Annotated in this window: 22 protein-coding genes and 1 tRNA gene; 11 read left to right on the top strand and 12 right to left on the bottom strand. The window is 68.3% G+C overall.

The features are described 5' to 3' along the window. A partial coding sequence (locus tag ICN82_RS13315; RefSeq protein ID WP_193183585.1) for a transposase domain-containing protein occupies positions 1–326 on the top strand: 326 nt, incomplete at its 5' end. A gap of 553 nt (positions 327–879) precedes the next feature. Here ICN82_RS13315 and ICN82_RS13310 read toward each other — a convergent pair. The 7 genes from ICN82_RS13310 to ICN82_RS13280 all read right to left on the bottom strand — a co-directional run bounded on the left by ICN82_RS13310 (position 880) and on the right by ICN82_RS13280 (position 6,519). Continuing rightward, positions 880–956, bottom strand: a tRNA-Pro gene (locus ICN82_RS13310). A gap of 55 nt (positions 957–1,011) precedes the next feature. Continuing rightward, a complete protein-coding gene (locus tag ICN82_RS13305; protein WP_193183583.1) occupies positions 1,012–1,986 on the bottom strand; it encodes a DMT family transporter in 975 nt (324 codons plus the stop codon). 134 nt (positions 1,987–2,120) lie between these two features. After that, positions 2,121–3,224, bottom strand: a complete 1,104-nt coding sequence (gene leuB, locus ICN82_RS13300; protein ID WP_193183582.1) for a 3-isopropylmalate dehydrogenase — start codon at positions 3,222–3,224, stop codon at positions 2,121–2,123. A gap of 55 nt (positions 3,225–3,279) precedes the next feature. Further along, positions 3,280–4,281: an endonuclease/exonuclease/phosphatase family protein gene (locus ICN82_RS13295; RefSeq protein ID WP_193183580.1), complete on the bottom strand. Its 1,002-nt coding sequence runs from the start codon at positions 4,279–4,281 to the stop codon at positions 3,280–3,282. Positions 4,282–4,329: 48 nt separating this feature from the next. Continuing rightward, the gene (gene leuD / locus ICN82_RS13290; RefSeq protein ID WP_193183578.1) at positions 4,330–4,935 is read right to left on the bottom strand and encodes a 3-isopropylmalate dehydratase small subunit; all 606 of its coding nucleotides are present in this window, start codon (positions 4,933–4,935) and stop codon (positions 4,330–4,332) included. A 99-nt stretch (positions 4,936–5,034) separates the two neighbouring features. Continuing rightward, positions 5,035–5,577 carry an HdeD family acid-resistance protein gene (locus ICN82_RS13285; protein ID WP_193183576.1) on the bottom strand — a complete coding sequence of 181 codons (543 nt, stop codon included), beginning with the start codon at positions 5,575–5,577 and terminating at the stop codon, positions 5,035–5,037. A 114-nt stretch (positions 5,578–5,691) separates the two neighbouring features. After that, a complete protein-coding gene (locus ICN82_RS13280) occupies positions 5,692–6,519 on the bottom strand; it encodes an NHL repeat-containing protein (protein ID WP_193183574.1) in 828 nt (275 codons plus the stop codon). 725 nt (positions 6,520–7,244) lie between these two features. On the opposite strand from ICN82_RS13280, the gene ICN82_RS13275 reads away from it, so the two are divergent. Both ICN82_RS13275 and ICN82_RS13270 read left to right on the top strand, forming a co-directional pair. Beyond that, the gene (locus ICN82_RS13275; protein WP_193183572.1) at positions 7,245–7,631 is read left to right on the top strand and encodes a hypothetical protein; all 387 of its coding nucleotides are present in this window, start codon (positions 7,245–7,247) and stop codon (positions 7,629–7,631) included. Beyond that, on the top strand, positions 7,624–8,856 hold the full coding sequence (locus tag ICN82_RS13270; protein WP_193183570.1) for an HlyD family secretion protein: 1,233 nt from the start codon (positions 7,624–7,626) through the stop codon (positions 8,854–8,856). The genes ICN82_RS13275 and ICN82_RS13270 overlap by 8 nt, the downstream gene beginning before the upstream one ends. 92 nt (positions 8,857–8,948) lie before the next feature. Here ICN82_RS13270 and rlmH read toward each other — a convergent pair whose 3' ends face one another. The 4 genes from rlmH to ICN82_RS13250 all read right to left on the bottom strand — a co-directional run bounded on the left by rlmH (position 8,949) and on the right by ICN82_RS13250 (position 11,009). Then, entirely contained in the window at positions 8,949–9,416 is a 468-nt protein-coding gene (rlmH, locus tag ICN82_RS13265) for a 23S rRNA (pseudouridine(1915)-N(3))-methyltransferase RlmH (protein WP_193183568.1), read from the bottom strand. A gap of 3 nt (positions 9,417–9,419) precedes the next feature. Then, positions 9,420–9,746, bottom strand: a complete 327-nt coding sequence (gene rsfS, locus ICN82_RS13260) for a ribosome silencing factor (protein ID WP_407943765.1) — start codon at positions 9,744–9,746, stop codon at positions 9,420–9,422. A 203-nt stretch (positions 9,747–9,949) separates the two neighbouring features. Then, positions 9,950–10,471 (bottom strand): hypothetical protein, encoded by a 522-nt coding sequence (locus ICN82_RS13255; RefSeq protein ID WP_193183557.1) that lies wholly within the window; start codon positions 10,469–10,471, stop codon positions 9,950–9,952. Further along, a complete protein-coding gene (locus tag ICN82_RS13250) occupies positions 10,464–11,009 on the bottom strand; it encodes a hypothetical protein (RefSeq protein WP_193183555.1) in 546 nt (181 codons plus the stop codon). The genes ICN82_RS13255 and ICN82_RS13250 overlap by 8 nt, the downstream gene beginning before the upstream one ends. Positions 11,010–11,281: 272 nt before the next feature. On the opposite strand from ICN82_RS13250, the gene leuC reads away from it, so the two are divergent. Then, positions 11,282–12,694 (top strand): 3-isopropylmalate dehydratase large subunit, encoded by a 1,413-nt coding sequence (gene leuC / locus ICN82_RS13245; RefSeq protein ID WP_193183553.1) that lies wholly within the window; start codon positions 11,282–11,284, stop codon positions 12,692–12,694. 75 nt (positions 12,695–12,769) lie between these two features. Here the strand turns inward: leuC and ICN82_RS13240 are convergent, their stop codons facing one another. Beyond that, positions 12,770–13,372 (bottom strand): SanA/YdcF family protein, encoded by a 603-nt coding sequence (locus ICN82_RS13240; RefSeq protein WP_193183551.1) that lies wholly within the window; start codon positions 13,370–13,372, stop codon positions 12,770–12,772. A gap of 274 nt (positions 13,373–13,646) precedes the next feature. Between ICN82_RS13240 and ICN82_RS13235 the strand changes: the two genes are divergently transcribed. From ICN82_RS13235 to rodA, 7 genes are all read left to right on the top strand, one after another. Then, a complete protein-coding gene (locus tag ICN82_RS13235; protein WP_193183549.1) occupies positions 13,647–15,197 on the top strand; it encodes a 2-isopropylmalate synthase in 1,551 nt (516 codons plus the stop codon). A 26-nt stretch (positions 15,198–15,223) separates the two neighbouring features. Then, positions 15,224–15,988 (top strand): class I SAM-dependent methyltransferase, encoded by a 765-nt coding sequence (locus ICN82_RS13230; protein ID WP_193183546.1) that lies wholly within the window; start codon positions 15,224–15,226, stop codon positions 15,986–15,988. 208 nt (positions 15,989–16,196) lie between these two features. Next, positions 16,197–17,234, top strand: coding sequence for a rod shape-determining protein (locus ICN82_RS13225; RefSeq protein WP_193183545.1), 1,038 nt, complete (start codon positions 16,197–16,199; stop codon positions 17,232–17,234). A gap of 44 nt (positions 17,235–17,278) precedes the next feature. Then, positions 17,279–18,187 carry a rod shape-determining protein MreC gene (gene mreC, locus ICN82_RS13220; protein WP_193183543.1) on the top strand — a complete coding sequence of 303 codons (909 nt, stop codon included), beginning with the start codon at positions 17,279–17,281 and terminating at the stop codon, positions 18,185–18,187. Then, positions 18,180–18,716 (top strand): rod shape-determining protein MreD, encoded by a 537-nt coding sequence (locus ICN82_RS13215; protein WP_193183541.1) that lies wholly within the window; start codon positions 18,180–18,182, stop codon positions 18,714–18,716. Before mreC ends, ICN82_RS13215 begins: the two co-directional genes overlap by 8 nt. Beyond that, positions 18,713–20,653 (top strand): penicillin-binding protein 2, encoded by a 1,941-nt coding sequence (mrdA, locus tag ICN82_RS13210; RefSeq protein WP_193183539.1) that lies wholly within the window; start codon positions 18,713–18,715, stop codon positions 20,651–20,653. Before ICN82_RS13215 ends, mrdA begins: the two co-directional genes overlap by 4 nt. Next, entirely contained in the window at positions 20,650–21,789 is a 1,140-nt protein-coding gene (rodA, locus tag ICN82_RS13205) for a rod shape-determining protein RodA (protein WP_193183537.1), read from the top strand. The genes mrdA and rodA overlap by 4 nt, the downstream gene beginning before the upstream one ends. The last annotated feature ends 4 nt before the right edge of the window (positions 21,790–21,793 follow it).

Here is a 21,793-nt window from a genome sequence, read left to right as displayed (position 1 = left end):
CTGCGAGTAATCTAACTCCCAGTCCGGGATCCGGGGGCAAGGTCAGCCTGCAGACCTTCCTGAAAGACGGCCGGGTCGAGATCGACTCCAATTCCGTGGAGAACCTGATCCGCCCGATTGCTTTGAACCGAAAGAACGCGCTGTTCGCGGGCCATGACGAGGGCGGCCGTGCCTGGGGCCGCATTGCCTCGCTGATCGAGACGGCGAAGATCAACGGCGTCGAGCCCTTCGCCTATCTCAAGGCCACGCTGGAGGCGATCGCCGCCGGACATCCGCAGAAACGGATCGACGAACTTCTGCCGTGGAATTTCAAGCCGTCAACCTGAGATCAAGTGATCCGGGAGCACCGCTTACGACGAGGAGGAAACAGGGACTGACCTGGGGCCCCACGCTCCTGCAAATTTCCGGAACCTCTGCCATTCGGTTGACCTGCACCCCGGCCCGGGACCGCCCGAAGACCGAGTTGTCTGGTTTCGCTCGTGATCCCGTCAGCGCGATCGGAACCTTGCTGGCGGCCGCGCCATATGGCCGTTCCTCGTTACCCTGCCGAGGCCAAGCCTTCGACCTTGCGGCGGCATCCGCAGCAACATGAACCAGGGCTGGCCCGGACGACGAAAGCCTCCTCGCCCGGTGGCAGGACGCGGCCGACCGCCAGCCCCGCCCCGGCAACAGCGCGGCAGGGTTCCCGGAGGGTGCCGAAAAGGGGCTTTGGCGGTTTGCCCCGCGCAAATCTCGCCAACGCCATCAACCCGGTCGCACGCGCACCTGCTGGCGGGGTTTCATGTCGGCGAAAGAAATCATCGGCCCCAGGTTGCGGGGCCTCGCGGATCAGGGAATTTTGGGGGCATCTGGCATCAGGGTCGAAACCCTGATTTGACTTGGTCGGAGTGAGAGGATTCGAACCTCCGACCCCTGCCTCCCGAAGACAGTGCTCTACCAGGCTGAGCTACACTCCGATCAAGTAGCGGCGATCTACAGCCCCGCGCCGGGGAGCGCAAGGCCCGAATTCGACTATTCCGCCGGAATGCGGGATCTTTTCACCAGCCGCGCCATGCTGCCCAGCCGCGGCAGCGTGCCCTGCACGTACCGGCCGCGGGTGGACAGGACCGGGGCGCCGGATCCGGGCTTGGAATCCTCGCGCAGGACGATGAAGACACCGCTGGCAATGATGATCGCGGCCCCCAGGACAGTGTTCCAGTCGACATTCTCGCTGAAGAACAGGTAGCCGTACAGCGCCGCCCAGATGATCTGGGAATACTGCATCGGCGCCACCGTCACGGCCGAGGCCGTGCGATAGGCCAGGATCTGCAGGAGCGTCGCCGAGAATCCCAGCACCGCCATCATGAAGAACCCGCCCAGATGCTGGACATGCACCGGCTGGTAGACGAAGGGCAGAACCGCCCCCATCACCAGGAAATTGGCGACCATCGGATAAAGCATCAGCACCGCGTTGCGTTCGTCGCGGCCGACCTTGCGCATGATGACCGCCGCGAAGGAGCCCGAGAAGGCCCCGACCAGCGCCGCGGCATGTCCCAGGGTCAGCTGGGTCGAGCCGGGCTGCAGCACCACCATCACCCCGGCCAGACCCGCCAGCACCGCCGCCCCGCGCTGCCAGCCGACCTTCTCGCCCAGCATCGGGATGGCCAGCAGCGTGATCAGCAGCGGCGTCGCGAAGAGGATCGCGTAGGTCTGCGCCATCGGCAGCGCCGAGAAGGCGTAGAAGACGCAGACAGAGGTGGTCACCTGCGCCACCGTCCGCAGCCCGGTCCATAGCGGATAGCGCGGCCGCAGGTTGCCGTCGGTGCGGTCGCGCATCAGCATCACCGTCACCACGGGAAAGCCGAAGAGCACCGAGAAGAACACGATCTGGAATGACGAGAAATCCGCGCCCAGGAATTTCACCACGACGTCATGGGTCGAAAAGATTGCGAAGGCGGCGAGCGAGGACAGCGCACCCTGCACCGTCGGGGACTTGGCAAACGACATGATACCTCTTGCGGGGATTCGCGTCCGTACAGATAGATACATTTCGCAGGTGCAGAAAAAGTTCCGCCCCCGGAACCGTCGCACCGGTTCCGGGGGCAGTAAAGCCGTGTTCTTCAAAAATCCGGGTGAACGGATCAGAGACTTTCGTCGAGGGCCGCCAGGATGGCATCCCCCATGCCCGTGGTGGAGACCGGCGTCACGCCCTCCTCGCCCAGCAGGTCGGCAGTGCGCACGCCCTTTTCCAGCACGGCGCTGACCGCGGATTCCAGCCGGTCGGCCTCGTCGCCCAGATCGAAGCTGTAGCGCAGCGCCATGGCAAAGCTGAGCACGCAGGCGATCGGGTTGGCCTTGCCCTGGCCCGCGATGTCGGGGGCCGATCCGTGCACGGGTTCGTACATCGCCTTGGGACGGCCGTTCTCCATCGGCGCGCCGAGCGAGGCGGAGGGCAGCATCCCGAGCGAGCCGGTCAGCATGGCGGCAGCGTCCGACAGCAGGTCGCCGAAGAGGTTGTCGGTGACGATGACGTCGAACTGCTTGGGCCAGCGGCACAGCTGCATCGCGCCGGCATCGGCATACATGTGGCTCAGCTCGACCTCGGGATAGTCGGCGCCGACCCGGGTGACGACCTCGCGCCACAGCACGCCGGATTCCATGACATTGGCCTTTTCCATGGAACACAGCTTCTTGCCGCGCTTCATGGCCAGCTCGAAGGCATTGCGGGCGACGCGCTCGATCTCGGATTCGGTATAGCGCTGCGTGTTGATGCCCACGCGCTCGTTGCCTTCGGTGATGATCCCGCGGGGCTCGCCGAAATAGATGCCCGAGGTCAGTTCGCGCACGATCATGATGTCGAGCCCGGCGACCACGTCCTTCTTCAGCGACGAGAAATCCGCCAGCGCGTCGAAACACTGGGCCGGGCGCAGGTTGGCGAACAGGTCCATCTCCTTGCGCAGGCGCAGCAGGCCGCGCTCGGGCTTCACCGAGAAATCCAGCGCGTCGTATTTCGGACCGCCCACGGCGCCCAGCAGGACCGCGTCCACCGACTGGGCCTTGGCCATCGTCTCGTCGGTCAAAGGCGTGCCATGCGCGTCATAGGCCGCCCCACCGACCAGATCCTCGGTCACGTCGAAAGTCAGGCCGCGCTTGTCGCCGAACCAGCCGATGACGCGGCGCACCTCTGCCATCACTTCGGGGCCGATGCCGTCACCGGCGAGGATCAACAGGGAAGGCGTCGTCATGGGGGTCTCCTCTCGAAACGATCGCCAAGCGGCGTAGCCCCTGCCCCGGCGACCGTCAAGGCGGCGGGAGGCGCAGATCGGCCCAGACCAGCGCGTGCCGCCCGCCCTCCGCCGCCTCCGGCCAGGCCAGCCCCGCCGCCTGCACCGAGATCCCCGCGGCAGGCAGAAGATAGTCGGTGCGCAGCCGCCCCGGCGCCGCGCCGAAATCGGCCGTGTCGGTGCCGCCTGTTCCGTCCGCGGGGGCCGGATCCTGCAGCCGCGGATCCTCCAGCAACGCGCGCATCTCCGCGCGCCGCCCGTCCCCCTTGCCGGGATCAATATTAGCCGTGCCCAGCAGCACGAAGACCGGCGGGGGCGGCCCGAAGGCGCCGTCGAGATAGAGCCGCCAGAACCGCAGTTCCTCCGCCGCGCGCAGCCCGTTGCGGTCCTCCGGCCCGTCGAAGACCGGCGGACTGGCATGGAAGGCCAGAAGATGCAGAACCCGGTCGCCGATCCCGACCGGCACGTCCCAATGGCCGGTGGTGGACAGCCGCAGGTGATCCAGCACCTCCGCCCCCCAGAACGGACCCGCCCCCGCCATCGGCAGCCTCGCGCCGGGCAGGTCGCGCCATAGCAGCGCGCTGAAATCCCGCGCGGGACCGAAAGGATGGCGCGACAGGATCGCCATGCCGTTCTGCCCGGCGAAACGGCCGAAACCCTGCGCATCCTCGGGCTCGCCCAGACGGCCGTCGCGGTCCAGGTCCAGCCCCGTCGCCCGGCCGGTATTGGGCCTGAGCGCGAAAAGATGCGGATAGCGGGCGGGGCCGAGACGGTCGTTGAAGGCCGACAGGGCGGCAAGGTCCAGATCGTAATCGAACCGCGTCAGCAGCAGGATATCGGGCGAGACCCGCGCGATCAGAGCCGCCGCCGCCGCGACATCCTCTGCGCCGCGCAGGATGTCGCGCAGCAACAGCCCCGGCCCCTCGCGGTCGAGCTCCGCGTTATAGACGGCGACGCGCAGCTCCGCGGCCGGGGCGGCCGCCCCCCAGAGACAAAGGAAAAGAGCCCGCAGCCACATGGCCGCAGGCTCCCGCAACAAGGTTAACGAAGTCTTGCCGGATCCGGGTCAGACCCAGGGGCGATCCGCCCCGGCGCTGGCCTCGAAGGCATCGATCGCCGCGGCCTTCTCGAGCGTCAGTCCGATATCGTCGAGCCCGTTGAGCAGGCAGTGCTTGCGATGGGGATCGACCTCGAAGGAGACGGAGCCCCCGTCCGGGCCGGTGATGACCTGGTTTTCCAGATCGACCGAGATCACCGCATTGGCGCCGCGCCCGGCATCGTCCATCAGCTTGTCGATGTCTTCCTGCGGCAGGATGATCGGCAGGATGCCGTTCTTGAAGCAGTTGTTGTAGAAGATGTCGGCGAAGCTGGTGGAGATCACGCAGCGGATGCCGAAATCCAGCAGCGCCCAGGGCGCGTGTTCGCGCGAGGACCCGCAGCCGAAATTGTCGCCCGCGACGATGATCTTGGCCTCGCGATAGGCCGGCTGGTTCAGCACGAAACCGGGGATCTCGTTGCCATCCGCGTCATAGCGCATCTCGTCGAACAGGTTCACCCCGAGACCCGAGCGCTTGATCGTCTTCAGGAACTGCTTGGGAATGATCATGTCGGTATCGATATTCATCAGCGGCATGGGCGCCGCGACACCGGTGATCTTGGTGAACTTCTCCATCCTGGCCTCCTTGCCGCGGAACCGGCAGCCCTTGCCGCCCCGTCTTGACGGAACCGGGCTTAGCCGAGCCCGGCCCCGAGGACAAGCCGCCCCGCCCCCTCAGCGCCGCTTGAGCCGGTCGAGGAACTCGGGATGGCGGCGCAGGAAGAAGGCCAGCACGATCAGGCTGAAGCCGTTGAAGCACAGCTCGATCCCCAGGAAGATGCCGAGGATCTGCACCGAGAGCGTCTGAAAATCCGCGAAGATGAGCGCGGCCAGCAGGATCGACACCGCGCCCGAGACCAGCATCGCCCAGAAATACCGGGTCTGGCGCATCTGCCAGGCCAGCACCATGCGCAGGATGCCCCCCGCCGCGATCAGGATCGTCACCAAAAGCGCCAGCGACACCGCGCCTTCCAGCGGATTGGTCCAGAAGGAGATGCCCAGCACCAGCATCAGCAGCCCCAGAAGGACGTTCCACACCTTGTTGCCGATGCCCTGGTCGGTGAAGCCCGCGATGATCTGGAAGACGCCCGCCACGACCAGCAGGATCGCCGTCAGGATGGTGACGGAGACGGAGGCCAGCACCGTGTTGCTCAGCGCGAGAATGCCGAAGGCGACGGAGGCCGCCCCCACGAGCAGCCATTTCAGCCAGGTTTTCATAGTCGGTCATGCTCCGTTCCGGGTTCCGCTGCGGCGCAGACTAGCCCGGATGGCGCCCTGCGGCGAGGCCCGTTGCACGCTGCCGGATCGCGACTTTTGGCTGCGGCCGGTCCCCTAGCCGTGCCGCGCGGCGCCCCGCCCCGGCAGGCCCGACAGGACACAGCCGCCGGGTTCGGCCGAGGCGGCGGCAAGCGGGCCTATGTCGTCGTCGCCGGTCGGCACATACGAGAAGGCGGCGATCCTGTCCCCGTCATCATAGGCGATGAAGACCGTCCCGGTATCGGGCTGCACGGTGATCCCCTCGGCGTCATAGCCGCCGCCGCCCAGCGGGATCACGTCCAGAAGCCGCCCCTGCGCGTCGAATTCGAACAGGCTGTCGGAGGCATCGGCATCGTCGACCACCAGGAAATGGCCCGAGCGCGGATCGCGGGTGATGCCCTGCGGCTCCATCAGCGGGGCGGATTGCGACGCGCCGTCGACCCGCCGCGTGACCGCGCCCGCGGCGCTGACGCGCACCAGCTCGGCGATCCCGTCATCGGCGACCCAGTAGTCGCCGGACGCGGGATCGACATAGAGCCCGTCGGTATCGGTGAGGATCCCCGCCAGGCGGAAGGTCTCGCCCAGGGCCGCGCCGCTTCGATCCACCCGCTGGTACAGGCCGTTGCCATCGGACAGCACCAGCGCGTCCCCGTCCATCGCGATCGCATCGACCCGGCTCAGCCCGGCCTCGAACCCCATGATCTCATCCCCCCAGGGAGTGATCAGCCGCACGTCGCGCGACTCGCTGGCGACCCAGATCCCGCAATAGCGGCTGTCATAGCTGAGCCCCGAGGGCCCCGCATATTCAAAGCTTCTCAGAAGCGTCAGATCTGCTGACATGACCGGCGGGGCGGCTGCCAGCAGGGCGAGGGCGGGAGCGACAATGGCTGCGAGCTTGGTCATGAAATGAGGGTGAGGCCCTGACCCTTTCCGGAAAATTACATCCTCGCCCGCGCCGTCGTGTCAGATTGCCACGCTGCAGCGCAGCACGGCAGCGAGGGCGTCCGTTCATTGACCGGAAACCTTCTTTTCATGGCATCCCCTCCCCCATCCCGATATCGAGACGGGAAGAATTGCCGCGTTGCGGCACCATCGCCGCCGCCATGAGACCGAGGGTCGGCACAAGCCCGCCCGCGCCGGGTCCCGGCCCATTCGCCGGCCCCGGCGATATTGTAACGGCCACATGAAATTCAGGGACTTGCATGCGGCGGCCCCTTGTTGACGGGCTCCGGCCCGCCCCGGCCGCCAATGCCCCGCCGCCCGGACCGAGAGCGCCCCGGGAGCCGGGCCGCCCCGCCGGAACGGGGACGGCCGCGCTCCGCCGCGCGGGCATTTCATCCGCCCCGGGACGGCCCGTCCGACGCGCGCCGGGCCCGGAAAAGAGGCCCGCGCCATGCCCGTTCCGAGACTGCGCAATCAGCGGTCATCTGCCCGTTTCAGCGGCAGGTGCCCGGAAAGCCCGCCGCGGAGAGCCTGGTGATTCGCTGCACCGCGACCCGGATGCACCGCCCGCAGCGGCGCGCCCCCGCAACCGCTTCCGGGAAAGGACCGATACGGCTATGGACGGTATTGCGAACCGACGGGACCGGCGCGCCAGGAGACCGGCGCGCCATCAAGGGAGACACTGCATGGCGGACCCAACGAACGGGCTGGTGCCGGAGCACCTGCCATTTTTCATCACCGGACCAGGACAGACCGACACGCTGTTCGCGATCATCGCGATCTTCGTGGTGGTCGCCGTGCTGGGGATCGGGGTCTTCTATCTCAACCTGCATTCCATCCCCGACCGGATGGCGCACAAGGCGAACCACACCCAGCTTCAGCTGATCGGCATCCTGACGCTGATCGCGCTCCTGACGCATAACAACATCTTCTGGGTCATCGCCATCGTCATCGCGGCGATCAATCCGCCGGATGTCGTCTCGCCGCTGAATTCCATGGCGCGCTCGCTCAGGCGCCTGTCGGGGGAACCCGCGGACCCGGCCCCCGCCAAGGAGACCCCGCCGCATGTTTGAGTTCATGTTCTGCTCGATGCTGACGATCCTGCCGGATTACCTGTTCCGCCGCTACCGGCAGGGCAAGCGGATCGGCAAGGAGATCAACCTCTATTCCATGTGGTACGAACTGCGCTACGGGATCACCTCCTGCGCGGTGCTGACCATCTCGCTGATCACGGTGATTTTCTACTATCACCCGGCCACGACCAGCGTGACCTCCTTCTACCGCACCGTCACGATCATGCCCGAAACCATCGGCCGCGTGACCGAGATCATGGTGAACAACTTCGACGAGGTGGAACCGGGACAGCCGCTGTTCCGGATCGACGATTCGCGCCAGCAGGCCGCGGTCGAGGCCGCCCGGTCGCAGCTGGCCGAGGTCGAGGCCTCGATCGCCGTGGGCGCCTCGGAAATCGCCGCCGCCAAGGGGCAGGTGGACGCCGCCATGGGCGCGCTGCAGCAGGCGCAGGACGAACTGGACACCCGCCAGACCCTGTTCGACCGCGGGTCGAACGCGGTCAGCGAACAGGATGTCCGCCGCATGCAGAACACCGTCGACCAGCGCCAGGGCTCCGTGGGCGCGGCCAGCTCCAACCTGGAGGCGGTGGAGGCCAAGGTGACGACCCTGCTTCCGGCGCAGCGCGATGCCGCCCGGGCCGCGTTGGCCGAGGCCGAGGCGAACCTTGCGCGCACCGTCGTCTCGGCCGGGATCAAGGGCCGGGTGGAACAATTCGCCCTGGCCGTCGGCGACGTGGTCAACCCGATGCTGCGTCCCGCCGGGGTGCTGGTGGCCACGGAGAATTACGGCTTGCGCTACGCGGCGGGCTTCGACCAGATTTCCGCCCAGGTGATCCGGCCCGGCATGCTGACGGAGATCGTCTGCGTCTCCAATCCGTTCAAGGTGATCCCGATGGTCGTCACCGAGGTGCAGGACGTGATCTCCGCCGGCCAGTTCCGCCCGACGGATTCGCTGATCGATGTCGGCGCCCGGCCGCCCGGCTCGCTGACGGTGTTCATGGAACCGCTCTGGCCCGAACAGGTCGCGCCGATCCCGCCGGGCAGCGCCTGCATGGGCAATGCCTACACGTCCAACCACGACCGCCTGGCGCAGGACGATGTCGGCACGTTCGAACATCTCAGACTGCACGTGATCGACACGGTGGGCATCGTCCATGCCGCCATCCTGCGCATGCAGGCCCTGCTGATGCCGGTGCAGACCCTGGTGCTCAGCGGCCATCACTGAAGGCGCGCCCCCTCTCCTGCCGGGGAGGGGGCATAGCCCGGTCCGCGCCCGGGCGGCGCCGGAGCGGGCTGCCGCCCGTCATCCGGACGGCGTCATGCCTTGTGGTAGGGAGATCCGGCCAGGATCGTGGCCGCGCGGTACAGCTGTTCGGCCAGCATGACGCGGGCCAGCATATGCGGCCAGACCATCGTCCCGAAACTCAGCAGCAGATCCGCCCGGTCGCGCAATTCGGGCGCATGGCCCTCGGCGCCGCCGATGGCGAAGGCGACATCGCCGATCCCGTCATCGCGCCAGCCGGCCAGCAGGCCGGCGAAATCGGGCGATCCCATCTGCCGCCCGCGTTCGTCCAGCGCGATCAGCCGCGCGCCGTCGGGGACGCCCCGCAGCAGAAGCCGCGCCTCTTCCGCGGCGCCGCCCTTCTTCGCCTCCACCTCGTGCAGCTCGGCCGGGCCCAGCGAAAGGCTGCGCCCGGTCCGGCCGAAACGGGTCAGGTAAACGTCGATCAGAGCCGCCTCCGGCCCGCCCCGCACGCGGCCGGTGGCGCAGATCCGGATGCGCATCGCTCAGCTCCGCGCAGCGGTCCCCGACGGCATCCACATCTTTTCGAGCTGGTAGAATTCCCGCACTTCCGGGCGGAAGATATGGACGATGACATCGCCGGTATCGATCAGCACCCAGTCGCCGTGATCCTTGCCCTCGATCTTGCAGCTGGTTCCGAAGGCGGTCTTGACCCGTTCGGTCAGCTTTTCGGCAAGCGCCGCGACCTGGCGCGAGGAACGCCCGGTGGCGATCACCATGTGATCCGCCATCTCGGAGCGGCCGCGCAGGTCGATGGCGACCACGTCCTCTGCCTTGTCGGAGTCGAGGGAGGCGAGGATCTGATCCAGCATGCTGTCGCCGGATGGTTCCCCGGATGCCCCGTGCAGGGGCGATGCAGATGCGGCGGTCATCGCCGCCACCTCATGGCTAAGAGACAGAACATTGTCCTCCTTGGACATGCGTCGGAGTGAAGGCGACGCTCATTGCGAAACCAGAATAGCAAAAAACGCGGGTCGCCTCAATGGACCAGCGCCGCCCCGCCGCGACCGCCCGATCAGGCACAGGCAGGAAGCTGCGCATACATGCCCCGCGCGCTCACCGGGGCCGCGCTGGACATCAGGACCGAGCCGTCGCGCAGATCCGCCAGCGCGACCACCGGCGCGCCGCTTCCCGGCGCCTGTGCAGGCTTGCGGCAATAGGGCACCATCAGCTCCACATCCACCTGCGCCTGCAACCCGATGCTGGCCACGACGCGGTTCTGGAACTGGCTGAAGCGCCGGTAATCCGCGCGCCGCAGGCGATGCCCCTGCGCCCCGCCCTCGGGCGGCGCCAGGGTGAAGCTCTCGCTGCGCGCCGCACCGCCGCCGGTCTCCTCCAGCACCATCACCAGGCGAATCGGCCCTGCCGTGCCCAGGCCTTCGGGAAGGCGCGTCTCGGCGGCCAGGCTGGCAGGCGGGGTCCAGAACAGCTTGGCCAGCGCCTCGCGGTCCTGCGCGGCCGGTCCCGCGCAGCCCGCAAGCCCCAGCAGCCCGGCCGCCGCCGCAAGGGCGGCGCCCCACCGGCGCGGCTCAGACACAGAACCCGACCTGCGGCTGGATCTCGGAGGCGGGGGTATCCAGGCGGAAGGTGGTGATCTTCTCGCCGTTCCTGCCGTTGAACAGCACCGAGACCACGTAATCCCGCCGCGCATCCGTCCCGGCCATCCGGCACAGGTCGGGAATGACCGCGACCCCCAGGTAGTAATAGCCCGCCAAGAGCTGCGCGCGCTGGCGGATCTGCTGGGTCTGGAAGGTCTTGTAGCCCGCCGGCGTCAGCTTGTAGGTCACTTCGGTCATGCCGTTGCCCTGCGGCACCGGATCGCCGACGCGCACCATTTCAAGATCCTCGACCGACTCCGCCTGGTCGTCATGCGTGACGATCGTCCAGTGGAACAGCGCCTGCCCCGTCTCGCCCAGCCCGGCGGGGATCTGGGTGCGGACGCGGAAATCCCCGGGCTCCAGCCGGACCAGCTGGGTGACCTGGATCGGATCGTCCCAGGGCTTGGGCGCACAGGCCGTCAACAGGGTCAGAAGGGCGAGACCGGCAAAGCCGCGGCGGAGAAACGAAGCAGTCATGCACTGGACTTACTCCCCGCGGCAGCGGCTGTAAACGCAGAGCTGCGCACGCTGCCGCGATTGCCCGCGGCGCGCTCTCTTGCGGCGCACCGACGCGCCGGCTAGACGATGCACCATGACACCGATCACGGATATCGCCGACCGGCGCCGCCTGCCGTGGCGCTTCTTCGGCCAGCGCTGCACGGTACTTGCCGGGCTATGACGGGGCCGTAGCGCCCCGGATTCAGCCCAGCCCCCCTAGCTAGAAGTCGACCCGTTCGGAGATGTTGCCGATGACCACCGCCACGCCGAAAACCCTGTATGACAAGATCTGGGATGCCCACCTGGCCCATGAGGCCGAGGACGGCACATGCCTGCTGTATATCGACCGCCACCTGGTCCATGAAGTGACCAGCCCGCAGGCCTTCGAGGGCCTGCGCATGGCGGGCCGCAAGGTGCGGGCGCCGGAGAAGACCATCGCGGTGCCGGACCACAACGTCCCCACCACCGAGGACCGCGTCACCGGCATCACCAACCCCGAAAGCCGCATCCAGGTCGAGGCGCTGGACAAGAACGCCCGCGATTTCGGGATCAACTACTATCCCGTCTCCGACATCCGCCAGGGCATCGTGCATATCGTCGGCCCCGAACAGGGCTGGACCCTGCCGGGCATGACCGTGGTCTGCGGCGACAGCCACACCGCGACCCACGGCGCCTTCGGCGCGCTGGCCCATGGCATCGGCACCTCCGAGGTCGAACATGTCCTGGCCACGCAGACGCTGATCCAGACGAAATCGAAGAACATGAAGGTGGAGATCACCGGCAAGCTGCGCCCGGGCGTCACCGCCAAGGACATCACCCTGTCGGTGATCGGCCGCACCGGCACCGCCGGCGGCACCGGCTACGTGATCGAGTATTGCGGCGAGGCGATCCGCGACCTGTCGATGGAAGGCCGCATGACCGTCTGCAACATGGCGATCGAGGGCGGCGCCCGCGCAGGCCTGATCGCGCCGGACGAAAAGACCTTCGACTACGTCAAGGGCCGCCCGCACGCGCCCAAGCCCGAGGACTGGGACAAGGCCGTCGCCTGGTGGAAGACGCTGTTCTCGGACGAGGACGCGCATTGGGACAAGGTCGTCACCATCGCGGGCGAGGATATCGCGCCGGTCGTCACCTGGGGCACCTCGCCCGAGGATGTCCTGCCGATCACCGCGCTGGTCCCCTCCCCCGAGGATTTCACCGGCGGCAAGATCGAGGCGGCCCGCCGGTCGCTCGACTACATGGGCCTGACCCCCGGCATGAAGCTGGAGGATGTCAGGATCGACACGGTCTTCATCGGCTCCTGCACCAATGGCCGGATCGAGGATCTGCGCGCCGCGGCGGCCATCGTGAAGGGCAAGAAGATCAAGGACGGCATGCGCGCCATGGTCGTTCCCGGATCCGGCGTCGTGCGCGCCCAGGCGGAAGAGGAAGGCCTGGCCGACATCTTCCGCGAGGCGGGATTCGAATGGCGCCTGGCGGGCTGTTCCATGTGCCTGGCGATGAATCCCGACCAGCTCGCCCCCGGCGAACGCTGCGCGGCGACCTCGAACCGCAATTTCGAGGGCCGCCAGGGCCGCGGCGGGCGCACCCACCTGATGAGCCCGGCCATGGCCGCGGCGGCGGCCGTCACCGGCCACCTGACCGATGTGCGCGAGCTGATGTGATCCCGCCGGCCGCCCGGCCCGCCCCTGCCATGATCCGCCACGGCCTCCGCGATGCGGGGGCCGTTTGCGTTCGGGCTATTGCGGGACCGTCCGTTCCAGTTCCCGGTACTTGCCCAGCAGTTCGGCCCAGACCAGCAGCGCCTCGCGCGTATGGCGCAGGCTCCGCACGCGGATCTTGGTCCAGAGGGAAGTCCCGTCCTCCCCCGTCTGCCGGATCGCGGCGACATACTGGCCCGACACGCCCAGCCGCCGGCATTGCAGCGCGATGCGCGGCAGGTGATAGGCCTGGCTGACCAGCAGGATCTCGCGCGGCTCGGCCCGGGCCGCCTCGCTGACGCAGGTATCGGGCGTGGAGACCGCCGCGCCGTCGATCTCGATCCGCGCCTCGGGCACATCCTGCTCCAGCAGGAAATCCTTCATAATGGTTGCCGCGCGCTGCGCGTTGGAGACGACGATGACCTGCGCCTTGCCCGCGCGGTAGAGCGCGACGCCCGTCTCCAGCCGCTCGGCATGCAGCGGCGAGATCGCGCCGTCCCGGACCAGCGCCCCGAAGATCACCGCCGCATCGGCGGGCGCGGCACTGTCCACCGTGCGGATCGGCACGGTCAGCCACAGCCACAGCAGCGGTGCGAAGATCACCGCCAGACATGCCCCGATCACAGCCAGACCCCAGCGCATCGCTCTTCCCCTGCCTCTGCCGGGCCAAGGCTTAGGCGATCCGCCGGGGCAGGTCCATCGCCCCGCCGGGGCAGTTTTCGCTTTTCATTCACGGACCAGCCGCTATAACCCCGGGCATGGCACATCGCGCACAGACCCTGTCCCTGGCTCTTCTCCTCCTTACGCGCCTCTGAGCGTGCCATTCGGCGCGACCGCTCAGGGGTAGACGCCGCGCCGCACCACATCACCGAGAAGAGAGACCGCGCCCCCCGAGGCGCAAGACAGGACAAGTCCCATGACCGACCAGCCCCGCGTGCTGATTTTCGACACCACCCTGCGCGATGGCGAGCAGAGCCCCGGCGCCACCATGACCCATGCCGAGAAGCTGGAGATCGCCGCGCTCCTGGACGAGATGGGCGTCGACATCATCGAGGCAGGCTTTCCCATCGCCTCCGAGGGCGACTTCGCCGCGGTCAGCGAGATCGCGAAGAATTCCGTCAATTCCGTGATCTGCGGCCTGGCCCGCGCGAATTTCAAGGATATCGACCGCGCCTGGGAGGCCGTGAAGCACGCCGCCCGTCCGCGCATCCACACCTTCATCGGCACCTCGCCGCTGCATCGCGACATCACCCAGCTGAGCCAGGACGCGATGGCGGAGAAGATCCACGCCACCGTCACCCATGCGCGCAACCTCTGCGACAACGTGCAGTGGTCGCCGATGGACGCGATCCGCACCGAGCATGACTATCTGAAGAAGGTGGTCGAGATCGCGATCAAGGCCGGCGCCACGACGATCAACATCCCCGATACCGTGGGCTACACCACCCCGCGCGAAAGCGCCAGGATCATCGAGATGCTGGTCAATGACGTCCCCGGCGCCGACGAGATCATCTTTGCCACCCATTGCCACAACGACCTGGGCATGGCGACGGCCAACTCGCTGGCCGCGGTCGAGGCGGGCGCGCGGCAGATCGAATGCACGATCAACGGGCTGGGCGAACGCGCGGGCAATACCGCGCTGGAAGAGGTCGTGATGGCGCTGAAGGTCAGGAACGACGTCATGCCCTTCGCCACCGGCATCGACACGACCAAGATCATGAAGGCCAGCCGCCTGGTCGCCAATGTCTCGGGCTTCCCGGTGCAGTACAACAAGGCGGTGGTCGGCAAGAACGCCTTCGCGCATGAATCCGGCATCCACCAGGACGGGATGCTGAAGAATGCCGAGACCTTCGAGATCATGCGCCCCGCCGATATCGGCCTGACCGAAACCAACCTGGTGATGGGCAAGCATTCCGGCCGCGCCGCGCTGCGCCAGAAGCTGAAGGACCTGGGCTACGAGCTGGCCGACAACCAGCTGGCCGATGTCTTCGTGCGGTTCAAGGCGCTCGCCGACCGCAAGAAGGAGGTCTATGACGAGGATCTGGTGGCGCTGATGCGCGACACCGTGGCGGGCGAGGAGCTGGACCGCATCCAGGTCAAGTTCCTGCGCGTGATCTGCGGCACCGAGGCGCCGCAATCGGCCGACCTGATCCTGACCATCGACGGCACCGACCGGCAGGTGACCGCCCAGGGCGACGGGCCGGTGGATGCCGCCTTCAACGCCGTCAAGGCGCTGGTGCCGCACAATGCCCGGCTGCAGCTCTACCAGGTCCATGCCGTGACCGAGGGCACCGACGCGCAGGCCACGGTCAGCGTGCGGATGGAGGAGGACGGCCGCATCGTCACCGGCCAGAGCGCCGATACCGACACGGTCGTCGCTTCCTGCAAGGCCTATGTCGGCGCGCTGAACCGCCTGCTGGTCAAGCGCGACAGCGGCCGCCCCGTCAGCTACAAGGATGTCGGCTGAGGCCCCGCGCCTCGCCGGTTTCTCCCATGAGCGATCATGACACGCCCCGGGCCGGACAGGCCTGGGATGCGGATGCCTATGCGCATCACGCGGGCTTCGTCGCCGAACGCGGCGCCGACATATTCGCCGCCCTCGCCCCCCGTCCGGGCGAGGCGATCCTGGACCTGGGCTGCGGCGACGGCGTGCTGAGCGCGCGCATCGCCGCGGCAGGCGCCACCGTCACCGGGCTGGAACCCGACCCGTCCATGGCGGCCGCCGCGCGGGGGCGCGGGCTGGACGTGCTGGAACAGGATGCGCGCGCGCCTTTCGGCACCTCCGCCTATGACGCGGTCTTCTCCAATGCCGCGCTGCACTGGATCCGCGATCCGCAGCCGGTGCTGGCAAACGCCTTCGCCGCGCTCCGGCCCGGCGGGCGGCTGGTCGCCGAACAGGGCGGATTCGGCAATGTCGCGGCGATCCGCCTGGCGCTCGGCGCCGCGCTGGAGGCGGCAGGCGCCGGTCCCGCCGCCGAGCCTTGGGACTTCCCCACCCCGGCGGTGCAGGCGGCGCGGCTGGAACGGGCGGGCTTCCGCGTGCTGCGCATCGCGCTTGTTCCGCGGCCGACGCCGCTGCCCACCGGCTGGGCGGGGTGGCTGGCAACCTTCGGCGCCCCCTTCCTGGGCGGGCTCGATGCGGCCACGGCAGACAGGGTCATCGCCGATTGCGCCCGCCGCCTGGCGGTCCTGACCGACGAGACCGGCACCGCGCAGGCGGATTACGTCCGGCTGCGGTTCGAGGCGGTCCGCGGCTGAGCGGCCCGGTTCCGCCCGCGCCGGGTTTTGCGGCAGTTTTTTCCGCCCCCCGGCGGAAGATCGCCCGCCGGGCGGGGCGGAAAGCGGCGGGGGCGCGCATCTGCCCCTTTCGCCGGCGCCCGCCCCTCCTTATAAGGCCGCGCAGTCCGGCGGCTCAGACTCGGCGGACCACAAACGTATCCACGGGCAGCACACAGGACCTCAGCGCATGGGACTTTTCGGCGGACTGTTCTCGTCTGACATGGCGATCGACCTCGGCACGGCGAACACGCTGGTCTACGTGAAGGGGCGCGGGGTCATTCTGAACGAACCCTCCGTGGTCGCCTATCACGTCAAGGACGGCGTCAAGAAGGTGCTGGCCTATGGCGAGGATGCCAAGCTGATGCTGGGCCGGACCCCCGGCTCGATCGAGGCGATCCGGCCGATGCGCGAGGGCGTCATCGCCGATTTCGACGTCGCCGAGGAAATGATCAAGCATTTCATCCGCAAGGTCGCCCGCCGCACCACGTTTTCCAAGCCCAAGATCATCGTCTGCGTGCCCCATGGCGCCACCCCGGTGGAGAAACGCGCGATCCGCCAGTCGGTGCTGTCGGCGGGGGCGCGCCGCGCCGGGCTGATCGCGGAACCGATCTCGGCCGCCATCGGCGCGGGAATGCCGATCACCGATCCGACCGGCAACATGGTCGTCGATATCGGCGGCGGCACCACCGAGGTGGCGGTGCTGAGCCTCGGCGACATCGTCTATGCCCGCTCGGTCCGGGTCGGCGGCGACCGCATGGACGAGGCGATCATCAGCTACCTGCGCCGCCAGCACAACCTGCTGATCGGGGAGGCGACGGCCGAGCGGATCAAGACCACGATCGGCACCGCCCGCATGCCCGATGACGGGCGCGGCGCCTCGATGCAGATCCGCGGCCGCGACCTCTTGAACGGCGTGCCGAAGGAGATCGAGATCACCCAGGCGCAGGTCGCCGACGCGCTGGCCGAGCCGGTGCAGCAGATCACCGAGGCGGTGATGAGCGCGCTGGAGGCCACGCCTCCGGACCTGGCCGCCGACATCGTCGATCGCGGCGTGATGCTGACCGGGGGCGGCGCGCTTCTGGGCGACCTGGACATGGCGCTGCGCGAGCAGACCGGCCTGGCCGTCTCGGTGGCCGAGGAATCGCTGAACTGCGTCGCGCTCGGCACCGGCAAGGCGCTGGAATACGAGAACCTGCTGCGCCACGTGATCGATTACGACAGCTGAGCGCGCAAAGCTGACCGGGGTCCGCCCCGGTCGAGAGGACTGGCTTGGCACAGGACAAGGACGGCAGCGCCACCTATACCCGCCCGATCAGACGCATCCTGGTCGGGCTGCTGGTGCTGTTCCTGCTGGGCATCTTCCTGTTCTGGCGCATCGACAGCCCGCGCGCCGAGAGGCTGCGCATGGCGGTGATCGACGACCTGGCCCCGCGCTTCGCCTTCGTCACCGCGCCGCTGACCTGGGCGGGCAAGATCGCCGAGGATTTCCAGTCCTACGACCGACTCTACGAGCAGAACCAGCAGCTGCGCCGCGAGCTGCAGCAGATGAAGGCCTGGCGCGAGGCGGCGATCCAGCTGGAACAGCGCAATGCCAAGCTGCTGGACCTCAACAACCTCCGGCTCGACCCCGAGCTGACCTATGTCAGCGGCATCGTGCTGGCCGATTCCGGCTCGCCCTTCCGGCAGTCGGTGCTGATCAATATCGGCGCGCATGACCGGATCCGCGACGGCTGGGCGGTGATGGACGGGCTGGGCGTGGTCGGCCGCATCTCGGGCGTGGCGCGCAACACCTCGCGGGTGCTGCTGCTGACCGACTCGAACTCTGCCGTGCCGGTGACGATCCAGCCCTCGGGGCAGAAGGCGCTGCTGCAGGGCGACAACTCGGTCGCGCCCTTCATCGAGTTCCTCGAAAGCGCCGAGCTGGTGCGGCCGGGCGACCGGGTGGTGACCTCGGGCGCGGGCGGCGTGCTGCCGCCGGGGCTGCTGGTCGGCCAGGTCGCGCAGACGCCCGACGGCCGGCTGCGGGTGCGGCTGGCGGCGGATTACTCGCGCCTCGAGGTGGTGCAGGTGCTGCGCACGCCGCAGCGCGAACAGATCGGCGATCCCGGCTCCCTGGTGGCGCCCGATCCCCATATCGACGGGCTGGAGATGCAGGGCCCGCATCTGCCCGATGGCTAGGTCGCGCGGGGCGGGGCTCTGGCTGGCGCGCGCCGCCTATGCCGCGATCGCGCTGGCGGCGATGGCGGTGCTGCTGATGCCGCTATGGATCGAGCCGGGCGGATGGCCGGGGCCGGACCTGCTGAGCGCGCTGACCCTTGCCTGGGTGCTGCGGCGGCCCGAGCAGGTGCCGGTGCTGCTGATCGCGGGGGTGATGCTGACCGCCGATCTGATGCTGCAGCGCCCGCCGGGGCTCTGGGCCGCGCTGATGGTCGCCGGCTCCGAGGTGCTGCGCGCGCGGCGCCGGACCGGGCGCCCGCTGGGCGTGGTGGCGGAATGGGCGCTGGCGGGGACGGTGATCTTCGCCATGTCGCTGGCCGACTGGCTGGCCATGACCGTGACCCTGGCGCGGCACGCGCCGCTGGCGGACATGCTGGCCGCGACGGCGGTCACGATCCTGTCCTATCCGCTGACCGCGCTGGGGCTGCGCCTTGCCGGGGTCCGGCGCCTCGACTACCCTCAGGGAGTGATCCGAAGGACACGCACATGAGACGCTCGGAGAAAGATGTCGAACGAAGCGCGGGGATCGTCACCCGCCGCGGGCTGGTGCTGGGCGGGCTGCAGCTTGCCGTGATGGGCACGCTGGGCTTCCGGCTGCGCCACATGCAGGTCGAGCAGGCCGACGAATACCGTCTCCTGGCCGAGGAGAACCGCATCAACGTGCGGCTTCTGGCGCCGCAGCGCGGGCTGATCTTCGACCGCAACGGCCGCCCCATCGCCGAGAACGACCAGAATTACCGCGTGGTGATCGTCCGCGAGGATGCCGGCGACGTGGAGGCGGTGCTGCGCCGCCTGAGCGGGCTGATCCCGCTGGAGGAGGCGGATATAGAGCGCACGCTGCGCGAGGTGGCGCGCCGCTCGGCCTTCGTGCCGGTGACGGTCCGCGACCAGCTGCCATGGGAGGATCTCGCGCGGGTCGCGATCAATGCCCCGGCCCTGCCTGGCGTGCGCCCCGAGGTGGGCCAGACGCGGGGCTATCCGCTGGGCCAGGACTTCGCCCATGTCATCGGCTATGTGGGCCCGGTCAGCGATTACGACCTGTCGAAGCTGGAGCATCCCGACCCGCTGCTGCAGATCCCGAAATTCCAGATCGGCAAGTCCGGCGTCGAGGCGCGGATGGAGGATGTCCTGCGCGGCAAGGCTGGCGCCAGCCAGATCGAGGTGAATGCCGTCGGCCGGGTGATGCGGGAGCTGTCGCGCAGCGAAGGCGCCTCGGGGCGCAACCTGCAGCTGACCATCGATGCCGGGCTGCAGAACTTCACCCAGGCCAGGCTGGAGGGGGAAAGCGCGGGGGTGGTGGTGATCGACACCCGCAACGGCGACATCGCCGCCGCCGTCTCCTCGCCCAGCTTCGACCCCAACCTCTTCGTGCGCGGCATCTCGGTCGCCGATTACCGGTCGCTGACCGAGAACAGCTACCGCCCGCTGGCCTCCAAGACCGTCCAGGGCGCCTACCCGCCCGGCTCCACCTTCAAGATGGTCGTCGCCCTGGCCGGGCTGGAGGCGGGCATCATCACCCCCGACAGCCGCGAATACTGCCCGGGCTACCTGGAGACCGGCGGGCGGCGCTTCCATTGCTGGCGCTCCGGCGGGCACGGCATGATGAACCTCACCGCCTCGCTGCAGCAGAGCTGCGACGTCTACTATTACGAGATCGCCCAGAAGGTCGGCATCGACCGGATCGCCGCGATGGCAAAGCGGCTGGGGCTGGGCACGCGCTTCGACCTGCCGCTTTCGGCCATCGCCGAGGGGATCGCCCCCGACAAGGACTGGAAACGCCGCAGCTATGGCCAGGAGTGGCGCATCGGCGACACGATCAATGCCTCGATCGGCCAGGGCTACGTGCTGGCCTCGCCGCTGCAGCTGGCCGTCATGACCGCCCGCATCGCCAGCGGCAACGCGGTGATGCCGCGGCTGATCAAGACCATAGACGGGGTGGAACAGCCGGTCAGCGCCGAACCCCTGGGGCTGAACCCCCGCAACCTGCGGGCGGTGCAGGCGGGGATGGATGCGGTCAGCAACACCAATCGCGGCACCGGCTATGGCAGCCGCGTCGCCGATGAGGCGCTGCGCATCGCGGGCAAGTCCGGCACCAGCCAGGTGCGCAACATTTCCAAGGCCGAGCGCGCCCGCGGCGTCACACGCAACGACCAGCTTCCCTGGAACCGGCGCGACCACGCGCTGTTCGTGGCCTATGGCCCGGTCCCGGATCCGCATTACGCCGTCGCGGTGATCGTCGAGCACGGGGGATCGGGCTCGGGGATCTCCGCGCCGATCGCGCGCGACGTGCTGCTGGCCGCCATGACCGGCGGGGTGCCGCCGCTATCGGCCTACCCCTCCTCGCAGCGCGACGAGGTGGCGGCGCGGTTCGAGGCGATGCCGATGCGGCCCCAGTTCCGCGAGAAGCACGGAAAGAGCCGGGCATGAGCTATCTCGAATACGCGGTCAGGACGGTGCCCTCGGGCCTGCGCAAGGTGCTGTACCTGAACTGGCCGCTGGTCTTCCTGCTCAGCGCGATCTGCTCGGTCGGGTTCCTGATGCTCTATTCCGTGGCCGGCGGATCGCCGCGGCCGTGGATGGAGCCGCAGATGGAACGTTTCGCCGCGGGAATGGTGGTGATGCTGTTCGTCGCGATGGTGCCGATCTGGTTCTGGCGCAACATCTCCTTCGTCGCCTACGCGGTCGCGCTCCTGCTGCTGATCGCGGTGGAGATCATGGGCGAGATCGGCATGGGCGCGCAGCGCTGGATCGACCTGGGGTTCTTCCAGCTTCAGCCCTCGGAGCTGATGAAGATCGCGCTGATCATGGTTCTGGCGGCCTATTACGACTGGCTCGACATCGACAAGGTCAGCCGCCCCTTGTGGATGCTGCCGCCGATCCTGCTGATCCTCGTGCCCACCGCGCTGGTGCTGAAGCAGCCCGACCTGGGCACCGCCATCCTGCTGCTGGCGGGGGGCGGGTTCATCATGTGGTTCGCCGGCGTGCACTGGGGCTATTTCCTGGCGGTCATCGCCTCGGGCGTCTCGCTGGTCTGGGCGGTCATGGCCTCGCGCGGGACCGACTGGCAGCTGATCCGCGACTACCAGTTCCGCCGCATCGACACCTTCCTGGACCCGACCAGCGACCCGCTGGGCGCGGGCTATCACATCACCCAGGCGACCATCGCGCTGGGATCGGGCGGCTGGACCGGGCGGGGCTTCATGCAGGGGACGCAGTCGCGGCTGAACTTCCTGCCCGAGAAGCACACCGATTTCATCTTCACCACCCTGGCCGAGGAATTCGGCTTCGTCGGGGCCTCCTCCCTGCTGGGGCTCTACGCGCTGGTGCTGGTCTTCTGCTACGTCTCGGCCATGGCCAATCGCGACCGGTTCTCCTCGCTGCTGATCCTGGGCATCGCCTCGGCCTTCTTCCTGTTCTTCTCCGTCAACATGGCGATGGTGATGGGCATGGCGCCGGTGGTGGGCGTGCCCCTGCCGCTGGTCAGCTATGGCGGCTCGGCGATGATGGTGATCCTGGCCGCCTTCGGCCTCGTCCAGAGCGCCCATGTCCACCGACCGAGGTAACCTG

The sequence above is a fragment of the Mangrovicoccus algicola genome, from assembly GCF_014903745.1.
In the GTDB taxonomy this organism is placed as follows: domain Bacteria; phylum Pseudomonadota; class Alphaproteobacteria; order Rhodobacterales; family Rhodobacteraceae; genus Mangrovicoccus; species Mangrovicoccus algicola.
This window is presented reverse-complemented; position numbering and strand designations above follow the sequence as displayed.